This window comes from Streptomyces sp. NPDC093225, from assembly GCF_044753805.1.
Taxonomy (GTDB): Bacteria; Actinomycetota; Actinomycetes; order Streptomycetales; family Streptomycetaceae; genus Streptomyces.
Genome location: NZ_JBIVNX010000001.1, coordinates 508471 through 528120 on the forward strand (window position 1 = coordinate 508471; position 19650 = coordinate 528120).

A 19650-nucleotide genomic window follows, 5' to 3' on the forward strand; every position below is an offset into this window, starting at 1 on the left:
GAGGTGACGCTGCGACCGCCGGCTGAGCCGATGCTTGCGCAGGCCGCCGAGACGATCCCGGGCCCGGCCGCCCTTCGCGCGGGGGTCGCGTTTGAGCAGAAGTTCGACGGCCACCGCGCGCTCCTGTTCACCCCGACCACCGCGGGCGGCGGCCCGACGCTGGTGCAGACCCGGCGCGGGGCGCTGGTTCAGGACAGGTGGCCGGACCTGGTCGCCGCCGCCGAGCAGCTTCCCGGCGGCCTGGTCCTCGACGGCGAACTCCTCGTTTGGGGCGTCGCGGCGAGCCGGCTGTCGTTCGAGGGGTTGCAGCGCCGTGCCGCGGCGCGTGCCCGTGGCGCCGCCGCTCTCGCTACCGGGTGGCCGGCGTACTTCGTGGCGTTCGATGTGCGGCAGCAGGACTGCGCCGAGTGCCTGGCCCTGCCTTACGTCGACCGCCGCGCCCGCCTGGAAGCCCTCTTCGTCGACCACGCCCTGACCGCCCCGTGGACCCTGTGCCCGATGACCACGGACCTGGCCAAGGCGCGGGAATGGTTGGAGTCCTGGACTGATGCCGCGTGGGGAAGCCGCGACGTCCTGGACGTGGTCCTGGTCCGGCCCGAGGTCGTGGCGGAGGTGAGCGCGGATCGCGCGGTGGACCACGCTGGCGTCTACCGGCACCCCCGGCGCTTCCAACGGCTGCGCCTGGACGTGACCGCCGCCGACGTCGTGCGGTTCGGCGCCGGGCCGGCCGCGGCGGCCGACTGAGCGCCCTGCGGGGTGCGGCCGGTGCACCGATAGTCGTCATACCGCCTTCAAAATGCGGAGATTCATGCGATTTCAGCGTGTGTGTGCGAAGAATCGTGCAGAACACTTGTTACGGAATCAATCACTCCGAATGGCGTATACGCGTGGGATGCGCCGGGTGGTGCGCCGGTGCGTGGTGATCGCGGGCGCCGTCTGGGTGACGGGTGGGCGCATTGGTCGCCGGATGTCAGGGTCACGTACGAATGATTTGCGTGCGCCATGCAGGCGACCGTGACGGAAATGTCCGTATCCGGTAACGGCCCCGGCGGGCCTCTGCAGCCGGCGCGGTTCGGGGTCGAGAGTTTGGGTCCTCGGCACCGCCAGGGGGTCGGGTACCCGGACCGCTACGCACCTCGTATCGGCGGGTGACCGCTAGTTCTTGAGGGAGCATCACATGACGCTTGCGTCGTCTACCCGTCGTATCGCCGCCACCGTCCTCGCTGCTGGGGCCGTTGTTGCCGCGGTCGCCGTGCCGGCCTCCGCCGACGGCGGTGACCACCGACACCACCAGCGGTCTCAGGTGGAGATCAGCCGGGTCCAGGCCGACAGTCCCGGCCGCGACGACGGCTCGAACCGTTCCCTCAACGCGGAGTGGATCGAGATCACGAACAACAGCCGCCACGGCGTCAACCTCAAGGGCTGGACCCTCAAGGACGAGGACGGCAATCGCTACCGCTTCAAGGACATCCGCCTGGGCGGCCGCGACACCATCCGCATCCACACCGGCCACGGCCGCGACTCCCGCACCGACCTCTTCCAGGACCGCGACGACTACGTGTGGGACAACCGCTCCGACACCGCGACCCTGCGCGACGACCGCGGCCGCACCGTCGACACCGAGTCCTGGGGCCGCCACCACCGCCACTGAACAGACGACCGGGCCGGCTTGCGGTGAGGGGTAGCCGGCCCGGATCGTGGGGGAGTCGGTGTGCCGGACGGCAGGGGAGGCCGCCCGGCACACATCCATGCCCGCGATCGGGTGCGCCCGGCGGCAACCGTCCCCAGGCCGCCGACCCGACAACCGTGGTTGTTCGGTCGGTGACCGGTGCGTGGCCCGCGGCGGCGGGGGAGGCTCGGGGGTGAAACGGCGTCGGGTTCGGCCCGGGGATCACGCGGCAGCTGTGTGAGGGGATTCACGGTGGAGCGGGACGTATGGACGACGGCCGAGTTCGAATGTCTCGCACCAGGGCGCTGTCGGCGTGCTCCTGGCGGACGGCATCGCCCCGGACCCGGTGTACTCCGACAGCGCGTCGGGGCCCGGCGGGCGATCGGTGTCGCAGTGGAGTGTGTACGACGGCCGCCTCGGTCGCCCGCGCGCGAACGGACTGCGCGCGGTGTGCTCGTGCGGATGGGCCGGACCGCAGCACCTCTGGACTGGGACGCGATCGGTCGGGACGAGCTGGCGGAGGCCGGGGGGACGGGTCGGCGGCGGCGTGTGAGCCGCGGCCCAACAGCTCCCATTTCGCCACCGGTACCCGTCAGTTCGGCAGTCTCGGGCCTTGTCAGTGGCACGGCATACTCTGCACGGAAGGAAGCGGGGGACCGTTCACGCACGGACGCGTGATTCCGGGCACGCGACACGACGTGTGCCCGGATGCGCCCCCGCGGTTCGATCCTCAGGGGGGATCTTGACCACACTGAACCGCGGACGCCTGCGCATGCTGGCCGCCGGGGGCGTACTCGCCCTGGCCGCCGGCGCCCTGGCCGCCGCCCCGAGCAACGCCGTCCCGAAGCACCATGCGCCCGGCGCAGCCTTCGCACGGCCCGTGACCGCCTCGGCCCCGGGGCCGGCCTCTGACGCCGCGCCGCGCCGCCCGGGCGGGCACCCGACCGTCGTCCTGCCCGCGCAGGTCGCGCCGTCCGCACGGGTGACCGCCGCTGCAAAGCCGCGGCACGATGTCGACGGCGACGGCCGCAGCGACCTGATGGACATGGAGTACGACCAGGTCACGGCTGTGTACCTCTCGAAGATCCACGAGTGGAGCGAGTACACGATCTCCAAGACCGACCCCCAGGCCTCGTTCACGGACCTGCTGCCGGTGGGTGACGTCGGCGGCACGACCAATCCCGAGCTGCTCTCCCTCTCCTTCGACGGGGTCCTTACGCTCTACGAGGCCGGGGTGAAGGCCACGTCCGCACCGCTGTGGACGGGCCGCGGGTGGCAGATCTACAACCGCGTCGTCGCCACCGGCGACCTGACCGGCGACCACCACCCCGACCTGCTGGCCCGGGACTTCGCCGGCGACCTGTGGCTGTACACCGGCACCGGCAGCACCACCAGGCCCTTCAACTCCCGGGTCAAGGTCGCCTCCGGCTGGGGGATCTACGACCAGATCGTCGGCGCCAGCGACGTCGACGGCGACGGCATCGGCGACGTCTACACCCGCACCCTGACCGGCGACCTGTGGTTCCACAAGGGCGCCGCCAGCGCCTCCGCCCCGCTCAAGGCCCGCGTCAAGATCAGCTCCGGCTGGAACGCGTACAACGTCATCACCGGCTCGGACGACGGCGACGGCGACGGCAAGAGCGACCTGCTCGCCCGTGACCACGAAGGCGTCCAGTACTGGTTCAAGTCGACCGGGAGCGGCAAGCTCGCGGCGCGCTCGTACTTCGGCGACGGCTACGAGAAGAGCAAGTTCCTCGTCGGCGCGGGCACCACGCAGCTGTACGGCAAGGGCGCGAACCTCATGACCCAGTCGTCCGACAACGTGCTGGCCAAGTGGTACGTCCTGGCCAACGACGACTACCTCTCGCCGCCGATCGCGGCCGGCAAGGAGGCGTCCGGGTCGCGCAACGCCTTCGCCACCGGGCTCAACAGCCACAACCACGGCAGCTACGTGCAGAACATCGGCACCGACCTGTACATCCGCGGCGTGAAGGTCAGCTCGACGTGGAGCTGCAACCTGATGGTCGGCCCCGGCGACCTCACCGGCGACGGCAAGGGAGACCTGCTCAGCCGCGACTCAGCCGGCGTCCTGTGGCTGCACCCCGGCGACGGCGCGGTCGACACCAAGCTCGGCACCCGCATCAAGGTCGGCACCGGCTGGAACGGCTACAACGCGCTGGTCGGCGCCGGCGACTTCTCCGGCGACGGACGGCCCGACCTGCTCGCCAGGGACACCACCGGCCGGCTGTACCTCTTCAAGGGCACCGGCACGTCCACCGCGCCGTTCGCCGCCCGGGAGCAGATCGCGACCGGCTGGGGCACGTACGACGGCCTGGTCGCGCCCGGTGACATCACCGGGGACGCGAAGGGCGACATCCTCGCCCGCACCGCCAACGGCGACATGTACCTGTACGCCTCGACGGGCAACGCCGGCACCGCGACCTTCTCCGCCCGCGTGAAGTTCGGCACCGGCTGGAACATCTACAAGACCATGCTCTGAGCCGTAACAGGCAACAGCGGGCCCGTCCACCGGCACCAGCCGGCGGGCGGGCCCGCGCCCGTACCGCAAGGCGACTCGGCCCGTGCCCTGAAGCCACGCGAGGGCTACTGCGGGCGCGGGTCTGGCTCGGAGGAGCCGTTCACCAGCCTCGTCGGCCGTGCCTGGCCGTCGCGTTCCCACCACAGGGCCGCGGCGTCCCGGAAGTGGACCGTAAGAGCCAGCTCGGTCGCTTCCCGAGGAAAGAACCCTTCGTGCTCCACCCAGACCATCTTCCCGAGCTCTACGGTGCACGTGTCGCCAGGTGCGAGGTTGGTGCCCGTGGTCCTTGCGCCCTCGGCCCACAGCGACCCGGGGATCCGCAGGCCCGGTAAGGCATGTGGACCGAGGCCCACCCGGTGAAGGCCACCGTCGAGGCCGACGGCACGAAGACCGGTCGCGCCAGGAGAGGGTGTTCTCGCCGGTGAGGCGGCGGGCCATGAGGTCGGTCAGCGCGATGTGGATGACGGCTTCGGAGCGGGTGCAGGGGCTCGTAGTCGCGGGCCGGGCGGCGGTGGAGCATGAGCCAGCCGTAGGTCCGCTCGACCGCCCAGCGTTTCGGGAGGGGGGTGAAACCCTTGGTCCCGGGCTTGCGGGCGGTGATCTCCATGTCGATGCCCAGAGCGGCGGCATGCTCGACGAGGTGTTGACGGTACCCGCCGTCGACCCGCACTTTGCGGCCCTTTAGTAGTCCAGTGCGACCTTCGCCGCTGCGGCCATGCCCGCGTACATTGTGGCCATCTGGGCGTGGAGCATCGCCGCCGCGTGGTACTCCTGCTCCTTGCCGAGCGTCCACGTCTGGAAGGCCTCGTCGGCGTTCTTGCGGTGCCGCAGCGCCAAGTCATAGTAGTCCGACGCCTGTTTGTCGCCCATGCGTCCCATCCGGTCCCCCTCGTCGCCTTCACGTCCGGTGTCGGTTCAGGCTACGGATCGGACGGGGATCATGAAAGCCGAATGCCCGCCGTGCACAGGGGAGAAGACTGTCCGGACCTTCAGGGCGGGCCGGACGGTCCGACTACTGGCTGGTGCCGTGGGTTTGGCCGTTCCGCTTGCGGACCCCGGCGCGGATCTTCTTGGCTGTGTACCCCGACCCGGCAATCAGGAACGCGGCGACGATGTTGCCGAGGCAGTTACGGGAGATGGGCCTGAGCCCCGGCGGCAACGAGGGCCCGGTCGCGATCTTGCGGTGCAAGCTGTGCGCGACCCGCCCGCAGTGGTCCTGCCGTCACCCCACCCGCGGCTACCTGCTCCGCGTCGACCTGGCGGTGCCCGAGCGGACGCCGACGCTCGCTCAGGAGTGGCCCTCGATCAGGCGATGGCAGCGAGGCAGACCTGCGGCCGGTGCCGGAGGCGGTTCTACATCTGTCTCTCCAAGAAGCAGGGCTGCTGCCTGGAGTGCTTCGACGGCACGCCCGTCGACCCCAGGAGCCTCATGACGCTCCCGGCCTCGTCCGTTCACCGGCTGGCCGCGCGAGCCAGCCCCGTCCCGACCACACCGGGCCGGGACGGGCCCGCATAACCGGCCGCAGCACCGGCAAAGGCCGGCCGCCCGCTCCCTCACCCATCGAGATCAGGAGAGATCCAGCATGACGCATCGTCCCGTCGTCTTCGCCGCCCTGCTCGGACTGACCCGCGCCGGGAGCGCGATCGGAGACTTCTGGGTGCAGTCGGACTTCTGCGCCCGTGTGAAGGGCGCCTCCGACGACCACCCGGTCACCTACGTCGACCCGGCCACCGAGGAGAAGGCCGACGGCCGCAAGGCGTGCCTCCAGCACTGCCTGACCTACACGGCCACGCAGGCGATCGTGGCCGGTGTCGGCGCTCGCGCGCTCGGCATCCGGGTCTACCCGGCCGCCGCTGCGGCCGCGCTCGCCATCTCCTTCGGCACCCACTACGCCGCGGACCGACGCGTCCCGGGCAAGGGCCTGCTGGAGAGGCATACAGGGAAGCTAGCAGGCAAGCCTCTGACCTGCGAAAACTTCGCTGTTAGTTCGTCGTACCGGACGACGCCCGCGGCGGGCACCGCTGCCATCGGGGCCAGCACGGACGCCGAGCATCGCCGCGGCGAACAGACGGCGGGATGGGGTGCGTCGCATGTGGGGGTGCTTCTTCCAGCTCAGGGACTCGGATGGCAACGTCACCCCCCGAGCCCGGCTGGAGGCCCGGTCCCGTACGCCGCCCGGCGAGTCCACTCGTTCGGAGCCACCCGGGGCTCCGATGCGGCCTCGGCCGCGGGCCCTGGCGACCTCCGGTTCGGCCCTCCCGGATACCGCACCGGCTCGCTCCGGTCGAGCGGCGAGCAGTGCGCGGCGGGGGTCGCCTGCCGGCGCCGCCTACGGCCGCAGCTGGGCCGCGAGTGCCTCGGCGACCTTCCTGAGCGACTCGCCGGCCAGGGCCGGGTCCGCCTTGGTGACGGGCCATCCCTGCGAGACCACGAGCGCCAAGTCGCCCTTGCCCGCCACCGCCACCCGTGCGACGGCGACCGTGCCCCGGCCCGGGGTGACCCTGGTCTGGCCGATCCCGGGCTTGTCCTTGGAGAACGCCATCACCTCGGCGGCGCGGAGGTTGCCGAGGTAGGCGATCTGCGGCAGCGCCAGGTTCACCGCCACCCCGCCCTCGGACGTCGCCACGAGGTCGATCTCCACCGGGGCTTCCGAAGCCGTGAAGTTGCAGACGACTGACGCGTTCGGCGGGACGGCTGGGTTGGAGGGGACCCCGGACGGCGTGGGCTGCCCGCTGGGCCAGGCCTCAGCCGGCCGGCCCTGGTCGACGGTCCCTTGAGCCGCGGGGTGGCCGCCGGACGCCGCGGGGGTGACGGTCCGTTCGGCACCGGCCGCCTTCAGCGCCGCCGTCGGGTCGAGGCCGAACGGGCAGGCCGACGTACCCGTCAGCTGCTTCGCCGTCGAGGCGACCCGGTCGTAGGACAGCCTCTCACCGCCCGAGGCGGCTCCGCCGGAACTCCCGGACGAGGAACAGGCGCTCCCGGCAAGGGCCATCCCGGCCGCGCAGGCCAGGGCGAGAACGCGGGGGTGCTTGGCTGCAGCGGACGGGTGCGGGTCGACTAAGCGATCAGCTGTCATCCGGTCAGCCTAACTACCTCGCGAGCCGACGACCACTCCTGCTGCCGACCCTCACTCACGAGGGCAACAGCTCTTTCGTCACCGCAATAGGACGTCGATACGCCGGTACCGGTCGAGCCGGTTGCTGACGGTCTGCTCCTCGTCGTTGTCGTGCGTGTGGCGGCCGGTCACGGTCCCTCCTCCCGCTCCTTGATCGCTTCAGCCACGGCGCGCCGGGCTTGTAGAGGGTGGCGCGTACTGCCTCGTCGCTCATGCAGAGCTGTTCGGCGAGGTCGCCGAGGGTGAATCCGGACAGGGTCCAGGCCAGATGGCGCTGCCGAGCCGGCAAGCTGTTTCACCAGGGGCAGCAGGTCGTGGCGCGTCTCCCATTCCGTCATCGCGTCCAGGTCGATCAGCAGTGACGTCGGCTCCGGCACCTCTTGCACGAGCTGCTCCGCGCCAGCTCTGACCCCGGCTTGGCCGTGTTCGATGTCCATGAGAAACGACAGCACCGTTCGGCTCACTGTCCCGGTTTTCAGCGGTCAGCTCGCTGTTCCTCGGGCCCGGGTGGTCAGGCCGGGGGTGACGAGGGCGAGCCAGCGGTTCCGGGCCGCCGTCGGCCGGTTGGTGGGCGCGGTGGAGAACAACAGGTAGATGTCGTTGACCGTGATGTCCGCATGGATGTCACCGTCGGCCTGCCCCGCCCGGATGAGGCCGGCGACAGCCGCGCTCGCGCGGTCCTCGTCGGCGTGGTCGCCCGGTTGTGCACCGAGGGTCTGGGCCGCGGCCTTGACGGCACGGTCGGTCGCGGACTGCTCGATGACGCGGCCGAGGAACGCGGTCAGTTCCTCCAGGGCGCGGGTGGTGCCGTCGACGACGCGCGCGAGGGCGGCTTCGGCGTCGTCGGCGACGCGGGCGACGTACTCGGCGACGACGGCCGCGACCAGGTCCGTCTTGGTCGGGAAGTGCCGGTACAGGGTGCCGACTGCAACACCGGCGGCGGCGGCGATCTCGTCCATTCCCACGTCGGGGCCGTGCGCGGTGATCTGCTCGCCGGCGGCGGTGAGGATCTTCTTGCGGTTGCGGACCGCGTCGGCACGCGGGGCCCTGGCCTGGGTCACGGGAGGTGCGCCCTTTCACTTGCATCAAGGTGAACTGTCGTTCAGGATAGATGATGAACCTGAGTTCATCTTAATGGTGAGGAACCTGCCATGCCCGCCAAGACCGCCCTCGTCACCGGTGCCTCCTCCGGCATCGGCGAAGCCACCGCTCTCAAGCTGCAGGAACTCGGCTACACCGTCTACGGCGCCGCCCGCCGCGCCGACCGACTCGCCAAGCTCGCCGAGCACGGCATCCACCCGCTGGCGCTGGACGTCACCGACGAGGACTCCATGCAGGCCGGCATCAAGCGCATCGTCGCCGAGACCGGCCGCATCGACGTGCTCGCCAACATCGCCGGCTACGGCTCGTACGGCGCCCTGGAAGACGTGCCCCTGGATGAGGCCCGCCGCCAGTTCGAGGTCAACGTCTTCGGCGCGATCCGCCTGACCCAGCTCGTCCTGCCCCACATGCGCGCCCGGCGCGCCGGCACCGTCGTCAACGTCACTTCCATGGGCGGGAAGATCTACACCCCGCTCGGCGGCTGGTACCACGGCACCAAGTTCGCCCTCGAAGCCCTCAGCGACTGCCTGCGCCTGGAGGCCAAGCCCTTCGGCGTCGACGTCGTCGTCATCGAACCCGGAGGCATCGCCACCGAATGGGGCGCCATCGCCGCCGACAAGCTGGAGGAGTCCTCCGGCAGCGGCGCCTACGCCGCGCAGGCCACGGCCGTTGCCTCCGCCCTGCGCTCCGAGGCCAACGCCAAGCGCAATTCCCCGCCCACGGTCATCGCCGACACCATCGGCAAGGCCGTCACCGCCCGCCGCCCCAGGACCCGCTACGCCACCGGTTTCGGGGCGCGCCCGCTGATCGCCCTGCGCCGCCTCCTGCCCGACCGTGCCTTCGACGCGATCATCTCTCGCGCTGTCGGCGTGCCCGGCTGAGACAGACAACCGACCGCGGGGCGCTGCCCGATCTCCTGGACGGTCCGATCGGCCACGACCCCGGGGGATGGCGGTCCAGCCCACGCGGCCAGCGGCCCGGCTTCACGCGTCGGGAGCACATCGACCACGCACACGCGGAGTACTGAACCGCGGATCGGGCAGCGCCATAACCCTGCGCAACAAGGTCATCCGTCCCGCACCGAAGCCCAGCCGGGCCGCCAGCCCCGACATGAAGCGCCGCCTGCGCGCCCCCTCGCCACGACCTCGACCGTGCCGAACGCGGCCGAAACCGCCTCGACCTCGACATCGTCGAGCCCCTCGAACACCAGCGGGCCCCAGAGCACTGCGTCGGTCTGGCGCATGCGCGTGGGGTGCATCCACCGGGCCCGTCGTCGCAGAAGCACAGGTGACGGTGGACGGGCCCCCGGGCTCGGCGGCGCGTGGAAGGAGGACCGTACGGTGATCGCTGTGGAGCGCAGTTTCGTGGTGTACCGACCCTTGTCCGAGCTCGTGGCGTACCTGGAGGACTTCGCCCGTGCCGAGGAGTGGGACCCCGGCACCGTCAGCTGCGTGCGGCTGGACGACGGGCCCGTGCGGCCCGGCGCCCGCTGGCGCAACACGTCGCGGTTCCGGGGCCGTACGACCGAACTCGAATACCGGCTCGTCGTGCGCGAGCCGGCACGGCTGGTGTTCGTCGGGGAGAACGGGACGGTGACCGCCGTCGACGACCTCCGCTTCGTGGGTGTGGGCGCGGGCGAAGGCCGGGCCGCAGGTGACGCCGGTGGCGGCGCGGGCACCCGGCTGACGTACCGGGCGTCCCTGACGTTCAAGGGCCTCGCCCGGCTCGCCGCACCGTTCCTGCGGCCCGAGTTCGAGAGGCTGGCCGACAGGGTGACCGCACGCCTTCCGGCCGCGGCCGAGGGGCGTCCCTCCTGACCGCGCCCCCGCCCGCCGGGCGAATCCTGGAGCCCGAGGCGCATCGTTTCCGCATCGTATGGGGGCTGTATGTCCGATTCGGTGTACGGGATCACGACCGGGGCGGTGGCACGGCGCCTGGGGGTCTCGCCGACCACGGTGCGCTCCTGGGAGCAGCGGTACGGCATCGGGCCGGCCGCGCGCGCGGACGGGCGGCACCGCAGGTGGAGTCCGGCGGACGTGGCGATGATGGAGGAGATGTGCCGCCTCACGGCGTCCGGCGTCCCGCCCGCCGAGGCGGCACGGGCCGCCCGGTGCCTGCGCGCCGGAGCACCGGCCGCGGCCTTCGGCGCACGCGCAGCCGCGCCCCCGGCCCGCCCGTCCGGCCCGTCGGGGCCTTCCGGGGCGGCGGAGCCGAGCGCGATCCCGGCCGCCGTGCCGCCACCGGGTCCGCCCCCGGCCGACGTCTCCCTGGCCGCCGCACCCCTGGCCGCCGTGCCCCCGGTCGGCGGGCCGTCGCGCGGGAGCCGTCGTGCGGGGCCGGGTGGCGGACTTCCCCTGGGCGACGTACGACAGGAGTGCCGGGGACTGGCCCGCGCGGCGGCGCGCCTCGACGGTCCGGCGATGGACGGGCTCCTGACGGAGGTCGTGCTCCGGTACGGGCTGGTCACCGCCTGGGAGGAGGTGATGTCCCCGGCACTGCACGCGGTCGGCCGCAAGTGGGAGTCCTCCGACGACCGCTACGTCGAGGTCGAGCACCTGCTGTCGTGGCACGTCTCCACCGCACTGCGGCGGGCCGCCGTCACCGGCCCCGACCCGCCGGCGGCCTCCCCGGCCTCCCCGGCCGATCCGGTCGTGCTGGCGTGCGTCCCGGCGGAGCAGCACACGCTGCCGCTGGAGGCGCTCGCCGCGGCACTCGCCGAACGGGGCCTGCCGGTGAGGATGTTCGGCGCGGCGGTGCCGGACGAGGCCCTGGTCGCGGCGGTCCGCCGGTCGGGACCGGCTGCCGTCGCGCTCTGGTCGCAGTCCAGGTCCACGGCGAACCACGCCCTGGCCCGGCACGTCGCGGACACGGCGTTCGGGATGAGAGGAGCGCGCACCGCTCCGCTCGTCCTGCTCGCCGGCCCCGGCTGGCTCGGCCGACCGCCCGGTCCGCGCATGGTCCGGCCCGGCGGACTGCGCGAGGCCCTGGACGCGATCGCGCGACGGTACGGGGACCGGGCCGCACCCGCTCGGTGACGGTGAACCACGCCGACCAGCTCGGTGCGCAGCGCACGCACCGTCAGGGCCGTCTCGTTGAACGGTGCCCGGGTCAGCGCGACGTCGACCCGTCCGGCCCGCGGCCCGCAGGTCGGGTCGGTCAGGTCGGTGGGGCGGATGCGGATGCGGATGTCGATGCCGGGGCGGCTCCGGCGGCGGGCTTCGGGCGGCATGGCCACTACCGGGTCGGTGCCGTCGCCCAGCATGCCGACGGCGATGCTCTCGCCCCCCGCCGCCGCGCCGGACCCGGGCCCGGACGCGGTCGGCGTGGTCGAGCAGGGTCCGCGCCTCGCCGAGCAGCACTGAGCCGACCGGGGGAGCGTGGCGGGCGAACAGCGGCCCCGACATCGGTCTCCAGCTGCTTGATCGCCCGGGCCGTGCGGTTCACCGTGGCCTCCGCGGGACCGCCCCTACCCGCCGGAGGCCGTCCGCGCGTCCGCCGCACCGCGCGGCGGGCGCGGGAAGAACCCGCTCGTACGGGCCCGGTAGGCCGCGTACCCGGGGCGATCGGCCATGTGCGCCTCAAGGAGCCGCTTGCCGCTGCCCCAGATGAGCAGTCCGCTCATCACGACCGGGGAGACCAGGACGAGGCGGGCGGTCCCCCAGGAGGCGCAGGCCGTCAGGTACAGGCCCCACCACACCAGGAAGTCGCCGAAGTAGTTGGGGTGCCGGGTCCAGCCCCACAGGCCCCGGTCCATGATCCGGCCCCGGTGGGCCGGATCGGCCTTGAAGCGGGCGAGCTGGTGGTCCCCGAGCGCCTCGAAGGCCAGGCCCACCGCCCAGACGGCGAGTCCCAGCACGCCGGTCGCCCCCAGCGGGCCGGGCACCAGGACGGCGACCTGGACGGGCAGGGAGACGAGCCAGACGAGGGCCCCCTGGAGGAGGTAGAAGGTCCGCAGCGCGTAGAGGGCGGGGTTGCCGCGGGCACGGGCCAGCATCCGGGCGTACCGGGGGTCCTCGCCGTGGCCGCGCCCGCGGCGGGCGATGTGGGTGGCGAGCCGCATGCCCCAGACGACGGTGGCCAGGGCGACGGCCGTCCGGCGCACGTCGTCGCCGTGACCGGCCGCGAGGGACCAGGCCACGACGGCGACGGCGGCGAACGCGACCCCCCACGCGACGTCCACGATCCGGTGCAGGCGCTTCGCGGTGCCGACGGCGAACGCCGCCAGCATGACGGCGAGTGCCGCGGCCGCCGAGGTGGCCAGGACCGCGCCCAGGGCACCGCTGTCGACGGCGGCGGTCACGACGGGCCCCCGTACCGGGCGGCACCGGCGCCCGCGCCGTCACGGCCACCCGTGCTCATGGCGTGCCCTCCGCGCCTGCCGTGCCCTCCGTACCTGCCGTGCCCTCCGTACCTGCTGCGCCCTCCGAACCCGCCGGGTTTCCCGCGCCCTCCCTGCTCTCCGAGCTCCCCGTGCCGTCCCCGCCGTCGCCGACGAGCTGCAACTGGCGGACGTCGAGATAGCCGGCCCGGAAGCCGGCCTCGGAGTAGGCGAGGTAGAACTCCCACATGCGCCGGAAGACGCGGTCGAAGCCGAGGGCGGCGACGGCCGGCTCCTCGCGAAGGAAGCGTTCCCGCCACTGCCGGAGGGTGGCCGCGTAGTGGTCGCCGTAGCCCGTGTCGTCGGTGATGCGCAGACCCGCGGCGGCGCTCTCCCGGGCGATGGCCCGCGGGGAGGGGATCAGGCCGCCGGGGAAGACGTACTTGCTGATCCAGGTGTGGGTGCGGGCGGTGGCGAGCATCCGCTCGTGCGGCATGGTGATGGCCTGCAGCGCGATCCGGCCGCCGGGGGCGAGCAGGCGGCGCAGCGCGGCGAAGTAGTCGGGCCAGTACTCGGCACCGACGGCCTCGATCATCTCGACGCTCACGACCGCGTCGTAACGGCCCCGTACGGCACGGTAGTCGAGCAGCTCGACGCTGACGCGATCGGCGACCCCGGCGCCTGCCGCACGCCGCCTCGCGAGGGCCAGCTGCTCCTCGGAGAGGGTGACGGTACGGACGCGGGCGCCCCGGGCGGCGGCGCGGATCGCCAGTTCGCCCCAGCCGGTGCCGATCTCCAGGAGCGCGGTGCCCGGGCCGGTCCCGGCCAGGTCGAGGAGCCGGTCGATCTTCCGGTGCTGCGCGGCGGTGAAGTGCGCGTCGGAGAGGATCCCGGGTCCCTCCCGGAGGGGGTCGAAGACCGCGGAGGAATAGCTCAGGCCCGGGTCGAGGAACAGCGCGAACAGCTCGTTGGAGAGGTCGTAGTGGCGGTGGATGTTTTCGCGCGCCCCCTCGGGGGTGTTGAGGTCGGCGGCGGGGCGGCGCCGGACCCAGGCGCCGCGCAGCCGGCGCAGCGGCGCCGGGACGAGGTCGTCGACGTGGCGGGCGAGGAGGGTCAGGACGTCCACGAGGTCGTCGGCGTCCCATTCGCCGGCCATGTACGACTCCCCGAAGCCGATGAGTCCGTCGGCCCCGATCCGGCGGTGGAACGCGTCCGGGTCGTGGAGCACCAGGGTCGGCGGGGCGCCGTCGCCCCCGCGGCCGCGGGGCACGGCGGGCGGGTCGCCGGCGGCGCGGACGCGCAGCGGCAGGCGCGCGAACGCCCGCTCGACGAGCCGACGGGCGACGGCGGTGCGTACGGCCGACGCTCGGGGCAGCCGGGCGACGCCGGGCCAGCGCTCGGGATCGACCGCGACGCGATCCGGTGCGCCGGGGGCTGCCGTCGCGGGGGCCGCCGGGGCGACGGCCGGCCCCGTGGTGAGGGAGGAGGTCACGGGGTGCCTTCCTGGAAGGGACGGGGTTCGCTGGAGCTGGAGCTGGAGCTGGAGCTGGAGCTGGAGCTGGAGCTGGAGCTGGAGCTGGAGCTGGAGCTGGAGCTGGAGCTGGAGCTGGAGCCGGTGCCGGTGCCGGTGCCGGTGCCGGTGCCGGAGCACGGGTGGGGGTGGGGGAGGGCCCGGACGGGGAGACCCTTGAGGTACAGGCGGATGCCGTGGCGTCGGATGCCGATCGAGACGCCGAGGGTCGACCAGGGATGGCGGAGCGCGGCCGCGAGCAGCGTGCGGGGGCGGGCGGGCCGGCGGGTGCCGCGGACGGTGGCCGTCAGCGGGCGTGATCCGTCCCCGAGGCGGAGCTGGACGGTCAGGTCGAGCCGGTCGCCGGGCAGCGGCAGCCGCATGTGGTAGGAGCCCTCGACGTCGAGGAACGGAGAGACGTGGAAGTCCTTCGCGACCTCGGCGCGGCCCTGTCCGTCGGGCCGGACCAGGTAGCAGTGGCGCCCGCCGTAGGTGTTGTGGACCTCCGCGACGACGCAGACGGGACGGCCGGCGCGGTCGTGGCACCAGTACAGGCTGAGCGGGTTGAAGACGTACCCGAGGACGCGCGCGTGGGTCAGCATCAGCACCCGGCCGTCCGCCTCCCGTACGCCGTGCGCAGCGAGGTACGCGTCGAGGCCGGCGCGCACGGTCGGCGCGTCGCCCTCGAAGTGGTCGCGCGGGTCGAAACGGGCGAGCGGCCGCAGCGGCCGCGGCGGGACGGGCAGGTCGTCCAGGTCCACCAGCCACATGTACGTGCGGTGGCGCAGCGCGTACCGGAAGGGCGTGGTGCGGGTGTGGGCGACCTCGGTCTCGTACAGGGCGGGTACGGCCGGCAGGGTGGCGGCGTCCGGCGCGTGGGGCGGGGGCGCGTCGGGCACGGGCTCGTTGCGAACGGGCGCGTCGGGCACGGGCTCGGGGGGTTCGGGCGTACCGCGCCCGGGTGCCCGGGGCAGGGGAGCGGCGGCCATCACCAGTCCACCCCCAGGTGCCGGGCGGCCTCGACGCCCGACCGGCAGCCGTCCTCGTGGAACCCCCAGCCGTGGTAGGCGCCCGCGTACGCGGTCACCGGGGTACGGAGGTCGGGCAGGAGGCGCTGGGCCGCGACGGACTCGGGGGTGTAGACGGGGTGTTCGTACGTCATGCGGGCCAGGACCGTCGACTCGTCGAGGCGGTGGTCCGGGTTGAGCGTGACGATGTGCGGCTCGGCGGAGGGCAGTTGCTGGAGCCTGTTCATGTCGTAGCTGACCTGGACGCTGCCCGGGCGGGCGGTGCAGGAGGGCAGCCGGTAGTTCCAGGAGGCGCGCGCGTGCCGCGAGCGCGGCAGCAGCGCCGTGTCGCGGTGCAGGACGGTCGGGTTGCGCGAGTAGGTGAAGGCCCCCAGGACGCGCCGCTCCAGCTCGGTGGGGTCGGCCAGGAGACGCAGGGCCTGGTCGGGGTGGACCGCGACGACCACGGCCGCGTGCTCCACCGCCTCGCCGTCGGCGGTGACCACCGTCGCGCGGTCGGCGCCGCGCACGACGGCGCGCACCGGGGTCGCGGTTCGGACGGAGGAGACGGACTTGGCGACGCGCTCGACGTACGCGGCGGAACCGCCGGTGACGGTCTTCCACTGCGGGGACCCGGTCACCGAGAGGAGCCCGTGGTGGTCGAGGAAGCGGAAGAGGTAGACGGCGGGGTAGCGCAGTGCCGTGTCGGGGGCGCACGACCAGACGGCGGCGACGAGGGGGAGAGCGAAGTGGTTCGTGAAGTGCGCCGAGAAGCGGTGGTCCCGGAGGAAGTCGCCGAAGGTGCGCGTGGTGTCGTCGGCGGACAGCAGGCGACGCGCGGCACGGTGGAAGCGCGGGACGTCGGCGAGCGTCAGCAGGTGGCGGCCCCGGCGGGCGTTGCCGCTGCCGAGCAGACCGCGGACCCCGCGCGCGCCGGCGTACTCCAGGCCGCATCCGTCGCAGCGGACGGACATGCTCATCTCGGCGTCCTGCGTCGCGACGCCGAGTTCGCGGAAGAGGCGCAGGAGGTGGGGGTAGGTCCGCTCGTTGTGGACGATGAAGCCGGTGTCCACCGCGAGCGTCCCGCCCTCCCGGGCCGCCAGTTCGTGGGTGTGCGCGTGGCCGCCGATCCGTCCTTCGGACTCGTACAGCACCACGTCGTGCGCGCGGGAGAGGACGTGGGCGGCGGTCAGGCCCGCCACTCCCGCCCCCACCACGGCGATGCTTCGTCCGCTCGTCGTCTCCACCCTCGTCTCCACCCCTCGTGTGCCGGCCGCCGTGCCCTGCCGGGGCGGCGGTCCGTTCCGTGCGGTCGTCCGGTGTCTGCGGTGGGGTGTTCGGAGCCCTCGCCCGGCCGGATGGGTCGGATCAGCCGCGGATGTCGGTGCCGATGTCGCTGCCGGTGCCGGTGCCGGTGCCGGTGCCGGATCCCGTGCCCGCACCGGGGAGGGCGAGGTTGTGGCGCATGCGCTGGAGGCCGCGGCGGGCGTGGCTCTTGACCGTGCCCAGGGGGAGGCCGGTGCGGTCGGCGATCTGCGCCTGCGTCAGGTCGGCGAAGTAGGCGAGCGCCAGGACGTCGCGCTGGACGCGCGGCAGCCGCGCCAGTTCCGTGGTGACGACGAGCCGGTCGAGGACCCGCTCGGCTTCCTCGCCCGCCCCGCCCGGACGGCCCGCCCGGCCCTCGTGTTCCAGCCCGGCACCGAGGACCAGGGCGAGTTCGGTGGAGCGCGTGCGCGCGGTCAGGGCGTCCGCGACCTTCCGGCGGGTGATGCCGCTCAGCCAGGCCGGCAGGGTGCCCCGGTCGGGACGGAAGCCGGCCCGGCCGCGCCAGGCCGCCACGAACACCTGCTGCGTGACGTCCTCCGCCTCGCGGGGGTCCCCGAGCGCGCGGGCGGCGATCGTGTGGACCAGCCTGCTCCAGCGGCGGTAGGCCGCGTCCAGGCAGCGCTCGTCGCCCGCGACGAGTCCACCGGCGATCGAGGCGTCGGTGTCGGCCCCGGTGCGTCCCTCGGTCCCGGTGTCGGTCCCGGTGTCGGTGCCGTCTCCGGTTCCGGTCCCGGTCCCGGTCGTGGTCCCGGTGTCGGTCGTGGTCCCGGTGTCGGCGTCCGTGTGCGTGCCCGTGTCCTCGTCGCTGCCGATGGGCTCCGCCAAGTCGGATCCGCCCGTCGTCCGGTGCGCGGTCATGGCGGTCCTCCTCCGGTGGGGGTGCGGGTCCGGGGGCCGTCGGCCGCCGCGGAGCCGCGGTCCGAGGGACCGTGCGGTCCCGTGCGTGTCCTCCTACGCTCCGGCCGCCAGGCCTCGCGCCGCAATCCGCATCGTTTCCGCATCGAAGTGGGGGTGCGCGCCTCGGTTCGGGCGGCTCCGCCGCTGCACCGCATCCTCCATCGCCTGATCGCCGGGCCGCCTCACCCCCGGCCCGACCAGCCCGCCGAGCTCCGCGCCCGCCCGCACGTCGTCCGGGGTCGCGCGCCTCCGGTGCCGTTGCGCCGCCGCACCACCGGGCCGCCGTACCGCTGCCCGCCGCACCGCCTCCGTGGCCCGCCCGCGGGCCAGGTCACCGGGCCCGTTCCGCGCAGGGGGTGGTCCGAGGGGGGCGCGGATGATGAACTGCCCCCCATCCGTTGGCCCATCCGCTCCGAAGAACCGACGACATACATGCACGGGGTGCGGCGGCCGTACCACACGTAGGACGGCCGGCTGCGCCCGAACGACACGGACAAAGGACCGGCATGCGATGGACGCCCCGCCCCCCGACGGCCGACCCCGGCCGCCCCTCCGCCTTCTCGCAACGGCCGGAGCGGTGCCGGTGAGCCAACCGATCCCGTTCGGCACCCGCCCCGGCCCCAGTGACCGCACGGCCCTCGTCGAGGTCGTGCAGCAGGTCGCCCGCGGCGACAAGCAGGCCTTCTCCACCCTCTATGACGCCCTCGCGCCCATGGTGTTCGGGATCGTCGTCAAGGTCGTACGCGACCGGGCCCAGTCCGAGGAGGTCACCCAGGAGGTGATGATCGACCTGTGGCGGCAGGCCGCCCGCTACCGGCCGGAGGCCGGTGGCGTCACCACGTGGGCCGCGACGATCGCCCACCGGCGGGCCGTGGACCGGGTCCGCTCGGCCCAAGCCGCCACCGACCGCGAGCAGGCCCAGGCCGCCCGCGCGCACGCGACCGCGTTCGACGAGGTCGCCGAGCAGGTCGAGACCCGCCTGGAGAGCGAGCAGGTACGCCGTTGCCTGCGCGGGCTGACCGAGCTCCAGCGGCAGGCGGTGTCCCTGGCCTATTACCAGGGGCTGACCTACCGTGAAGTCGCCGTAGCCCTGCGCGCGCCGCTTCCCACGATCAAGACACGCATGCGCGACGGGCTGATCCGGCTCCGCGACTGCATGGGGGTGAGCACATGAAGCACCACGCGTCCGACGCCCACACCCTCGCCGCCGCCTACGCCCTGGGTGCACTCGATCCTGCTGAACGCGAGGCCTTCGACGCCCACCTGAAGACCTGCGAGGCCTGCCGGCAGGAGGCCAAGGAGTTCGAGGCGACCGCGGCGCGTCTGGCCGCGGCCGTGTTCCAGCCGCCGCCCGTGGCGGCCAAGGCGCGGGTCATGGCCGCCATCGAGGGGGTGCGCCAACTGCCCCCGCGTGTCCCGGCCGCCACCCCCGTGTCCGCGCGCGCCGTCCGGGCCGGGCTGCGCCGCAGGGCCGTGCCCCTGGCCCTGGCCGCCAGCGTGGCCGCCGCGGTGCTCGGCGGCGCCGCGGTGTGGCAGGCGCGCACCGGCGAGGACCTCCGGCAGGAGGCCCTAGAGGTTCAGCGGCAACTGGACGCCGTCAGCACCGTCCTGGCCGCACCCGACGCCCGCACCGTCCACGGCAGGGCCGCCAACGGCGCCCTGACCACCGTCGTCACCTCCCGGCGGCAGAACGGGGCCGTCTTCACCGCCGGCAACCTCGCCGCGCCCGGGGCGGGCCGGACCTACCAGCTGTGGCTCGAACACGGCGGCACGATGAGCCCGGCCGGGTTCATCCAGGGGGACGGTACGGTCGTCCTGTCCGGCAGCCCCGGCGACGCGGGGGCGGTCGGTCTCACCCTCGAACCCGCCGGCGGGTCGCCCCGGCCGACCAGCGACCCCCTGCTCGTCATGCCCCTTCCCGCCTGACCCGCCCCGCCGCACGCGAGCAGCCACCGCCGCCGGGCTGCCGACCGCCGCCACGCCGCAGCGGGCCGACCAGGAACAGGAGGTGACGGTGCGCAAGTGGACCGCCCGCAAGCAGACCGCCGGCACCCGGGCCGACCGTACGACGGACGCGGGGACACGGGGGCACGGAGATCGCACGCCTCGCCTCCATGCCCGACGCATACGTCCGCGACTGGAGGGCCCGCCTGACCGACGAGGAGAC

At 73.5% G+C, this 19650-nt stretch carries 18 protein-coding genes and 1 pseudogene; 8 read left to right on the forward strand and 11 right to left on the reverse strand.

What is annotated here, in order from left to right:
• Positions 1–3: 3 nt before the first annotated feature.
• The 3 genes from ACIQCH_RS01655 (at position 4) to ACIQCH_RS01665 (ending at position 4169) form a co-directional block, all read left to right on the forward strand.
• Positions 4–744, forward strand: a complete 741-nt coding sequence (locus tag ACIQCH_RS01655; protein WP_402576773.1) for a hypothetical protein — start codon at positions 4–6, stop codon at positions 742–744.
• A 433-nt stretch (positions 745–1177) separates the two neighbouring features.
• Positions 1178–1651, forward strand: a complete 474-nt coding sequence (locus tag ACIQCH_RS01660; RefSeq protein ID WP_402576775.1) for a lamin tail domain-containing protein — start codon at positions 1178–1180, stop codon at positions 1649–1651.
• A 760-nt stretch (positions 1652–2411) separates the two neighbouring features.
• Entirely contained in the window at positions 2412–4169 is a 1758-nt protein-coding gene (locus tag ACIQCH_RS01665; RefSeq protein ID WP_402576777.1) for an FG-GAP repeat domain-containing protein, read from the forward strand.
• Positions 4170–4601: 432 nt separating this feature from the next.
• Here the strand turns inward: ACIQCH_RS01665 and ACIQCH_RS01670 are convergent.
• The 5 genes and pseudogenes from ACIQCH_RS01670 to ACIQCH_RS01690 all read right to left on the reverse strand — a co-directional run.
• Positions 4602–4884: pseudogene (locus tag ACIQCH_RS01670) on the reverse strand (transposase); the annotation flags it as partial.
• 5 nt (positions 4885–4889) lie between these two features.
• Complete coding sequence (locus ACIQCH_RS01675) at positions 4890–5078, reverse strand: hypothetical protein (protein ID WP_402576779.1); 189 nt, start codon at positions 5076–5078, stop codon at positions 4890–4892.
• Positions 5079–6538: 1460 nt separating this feature from the next.
• On the reverse strand, positions 6539–7285 hold the full coding sequence (locus tag ACIQCH_RS01680) for a hypothetical protein (protein WP_402576781.1): 747 nt from the start codon (positions 7283–7285) through the stop codon (positions 6539–6541).
• A gap of 167 nt (positions 7286–7452) precedes the next feature.
• Entirely contained in the window at positions 7453–7761 is a 309-nt protein-coding gene (locus ACIQCH_RS01685; RefSeq protein ID WP_402576783.1) for a hypothetical protein, read from the reverse strand.
• 45 nt (positions 7762–7806) lie between these two features.
• Positions 7807–8385, reverse strand: a complete 579-nt coding sequence (locus tag ACIQCH_RS01690) for a TetR/AcrR family transcriptional regulator (RefSeq protein WP_402576785.1) — start codon at positions 8383–8385, stop codon at positions 7807–7809.
• 90 nt (positions 8386–8475) lie between these two features.
• Between ACIQCH_RS01690 and ACIQCH_RS01695 the strand changes: the two genes are divergently transcribed.
• Positions 8476–9306 carry an oxidoreductase gene (locus tag ACIQCH_RS01695; RefSeq protein WP_402576787.1) on the forward strand — a complete coding sequence of 277 codons (831 nt, stop codon included), beginning with the start codon at positions 8476–8478 and terminating at the stop codon, positions 9304–9306.
• Positions 9307–9491: 185 nt separating this feature from the next.
• Here the strand turns inward: ACIQCH_RS01695 and ACIQCH_RS01700 are convergent, their stop codons facing one another.
• A complete protein-coding gene (locus ACIQCH_RS01700; protein ID WP_402576789.1) occupies positions 9492–9668 on the reverse strand; it encodes a hypothetical protein in 177 nt (58 codons plus the stop codon).
• A 97-nt stretch (positions 9669–9765) separates the two neighbouring features.
• Here ACIQCH_RS01700 and ACIQCH_RS01705 point away from each other — a divergent pair, with 97 nt between their 5' ends.
• Together ACIQCH_RS01705 and ACIQCH_RS01710 are read left to right on the forward strand one after the other, a co-directional pair.
• Positions 9766–10242, forward strand: a complete 477-nt coding sequence (locus ACIQCH_RS01705) for an SRPBCC family protein (RefSeq protein ID WP_402576791.1) — start codon at positions 9766–9768, stop codon at positions 10240–10242.
• 69 nt (positions 10243–10311) lie between these two features.
• A complete protein-coding gene (locus ACIQCH_RS01710) occupies positions 10312–11460 on the forward strand; it encodes a MerR family transcriptional regulator (RefSeq protein ID WP_402576793.1) in 1149 nt (382 codons plus the stop codon).
• 431 nt (positions 11461–11891) lie between these two features.
• Here the strand turns inward: ACIQCH_RS01710 and ACIQCH_RS01715 are convergent, their stop codons facing one another.
• From ACIQCH_RS01715 to ACIQCH_RS01735, 5 genes are all read right to left on the reverse strand, one after another.
• A complete protein-coding gene (locus tag ACIQCH_RS01715; protein WP_402576795.1) occupies positions 11892–12725 on the reverse strand; it encodes a DUF1295 domain-containing protein in 834 nt (277 codons plus the stop codon).
• Positions 12726–12780: 55 nt separating this feature from the next.
• Complete coding sequence (locus tag ACIQCH_RS01720; protein WP_402576901.1) at positions 12781–14235, reverse strand: class I SAM-dependent methyltransferase; 1455 nt, start codon at positions 14233–14235, stop codon at positions 12781–12783.
• A complete protein-coding gene (locus ACIQCH_RS01725; RefSeq protein WP_402576797.1) occupies positions 14232–15242 on the reverse strand; it encodes a DUF1365 domain-containing protein in 1011 nt (336 codons plus the stop codon). Before ACIQCH_RS01725 ends, ACIQCH_RS01720 begins: the two co-directional genes overlap by 4 nt.
• Positions 15242–16507, reverse strand: coding sequence for an NAD(P)/FAD-dependent oxidoreductase (locus ACIQCH_RS01730; RefSeq protein WP_402576799.1), 1266 nt, complete (start codon positions 16505–16507; stop codon positions 15242–15244). The genes ACIQCH_RS01725 and ACIQCH_RS01730 overlap by 1 nt, the downstream gene beginning before the upstream one ends.
• Before the next feature lie 121 nt (positions 16508–16628).
• Positions 16629–17444, reverse strand: coding sequence for a sigma-70 family RNA polymerase sigma factor (locus tag ACIQCH_RS01735; protein ID WP_402576801.1), 816 nt, complete (start codon positions 17442–17444; stop codon positions 16629–16631).
• A gap of 622 nt (positions 17445–18066) precedes the next feature.
• On the opposite strand from ACIQCH_RS01735, the gene sigK reads away from it, so the two are divergent.
• Entirely contained in the window at positions 18067–18657 is a 591-nt protein-coding gene (gene sigK, locus ACIQCH_RS01740) for an ECF RNA polymerase sigma factor SigK (RefSeq protein ID WP_402576803.1), read from the forward strand.
• The gene (locus ACIQCH_RS01745; protein WP_402576805.1) at positions 18654–19409 is read left to right on the forward strand and encodes an anti-sigma factor domain-containing protein; all 756 of its coding nucleotides are present in this window, start codon (positions 18654–18656) and stop codon (positions 19407–19409) included. The genes sigK and ACIQCH_RS01745 overlap by 4 nt, the downstream gene beginning before the upstream one ends.
• The last annotated feature ends 241 nt before the right edge of the window (positions 19410–19650 follow it).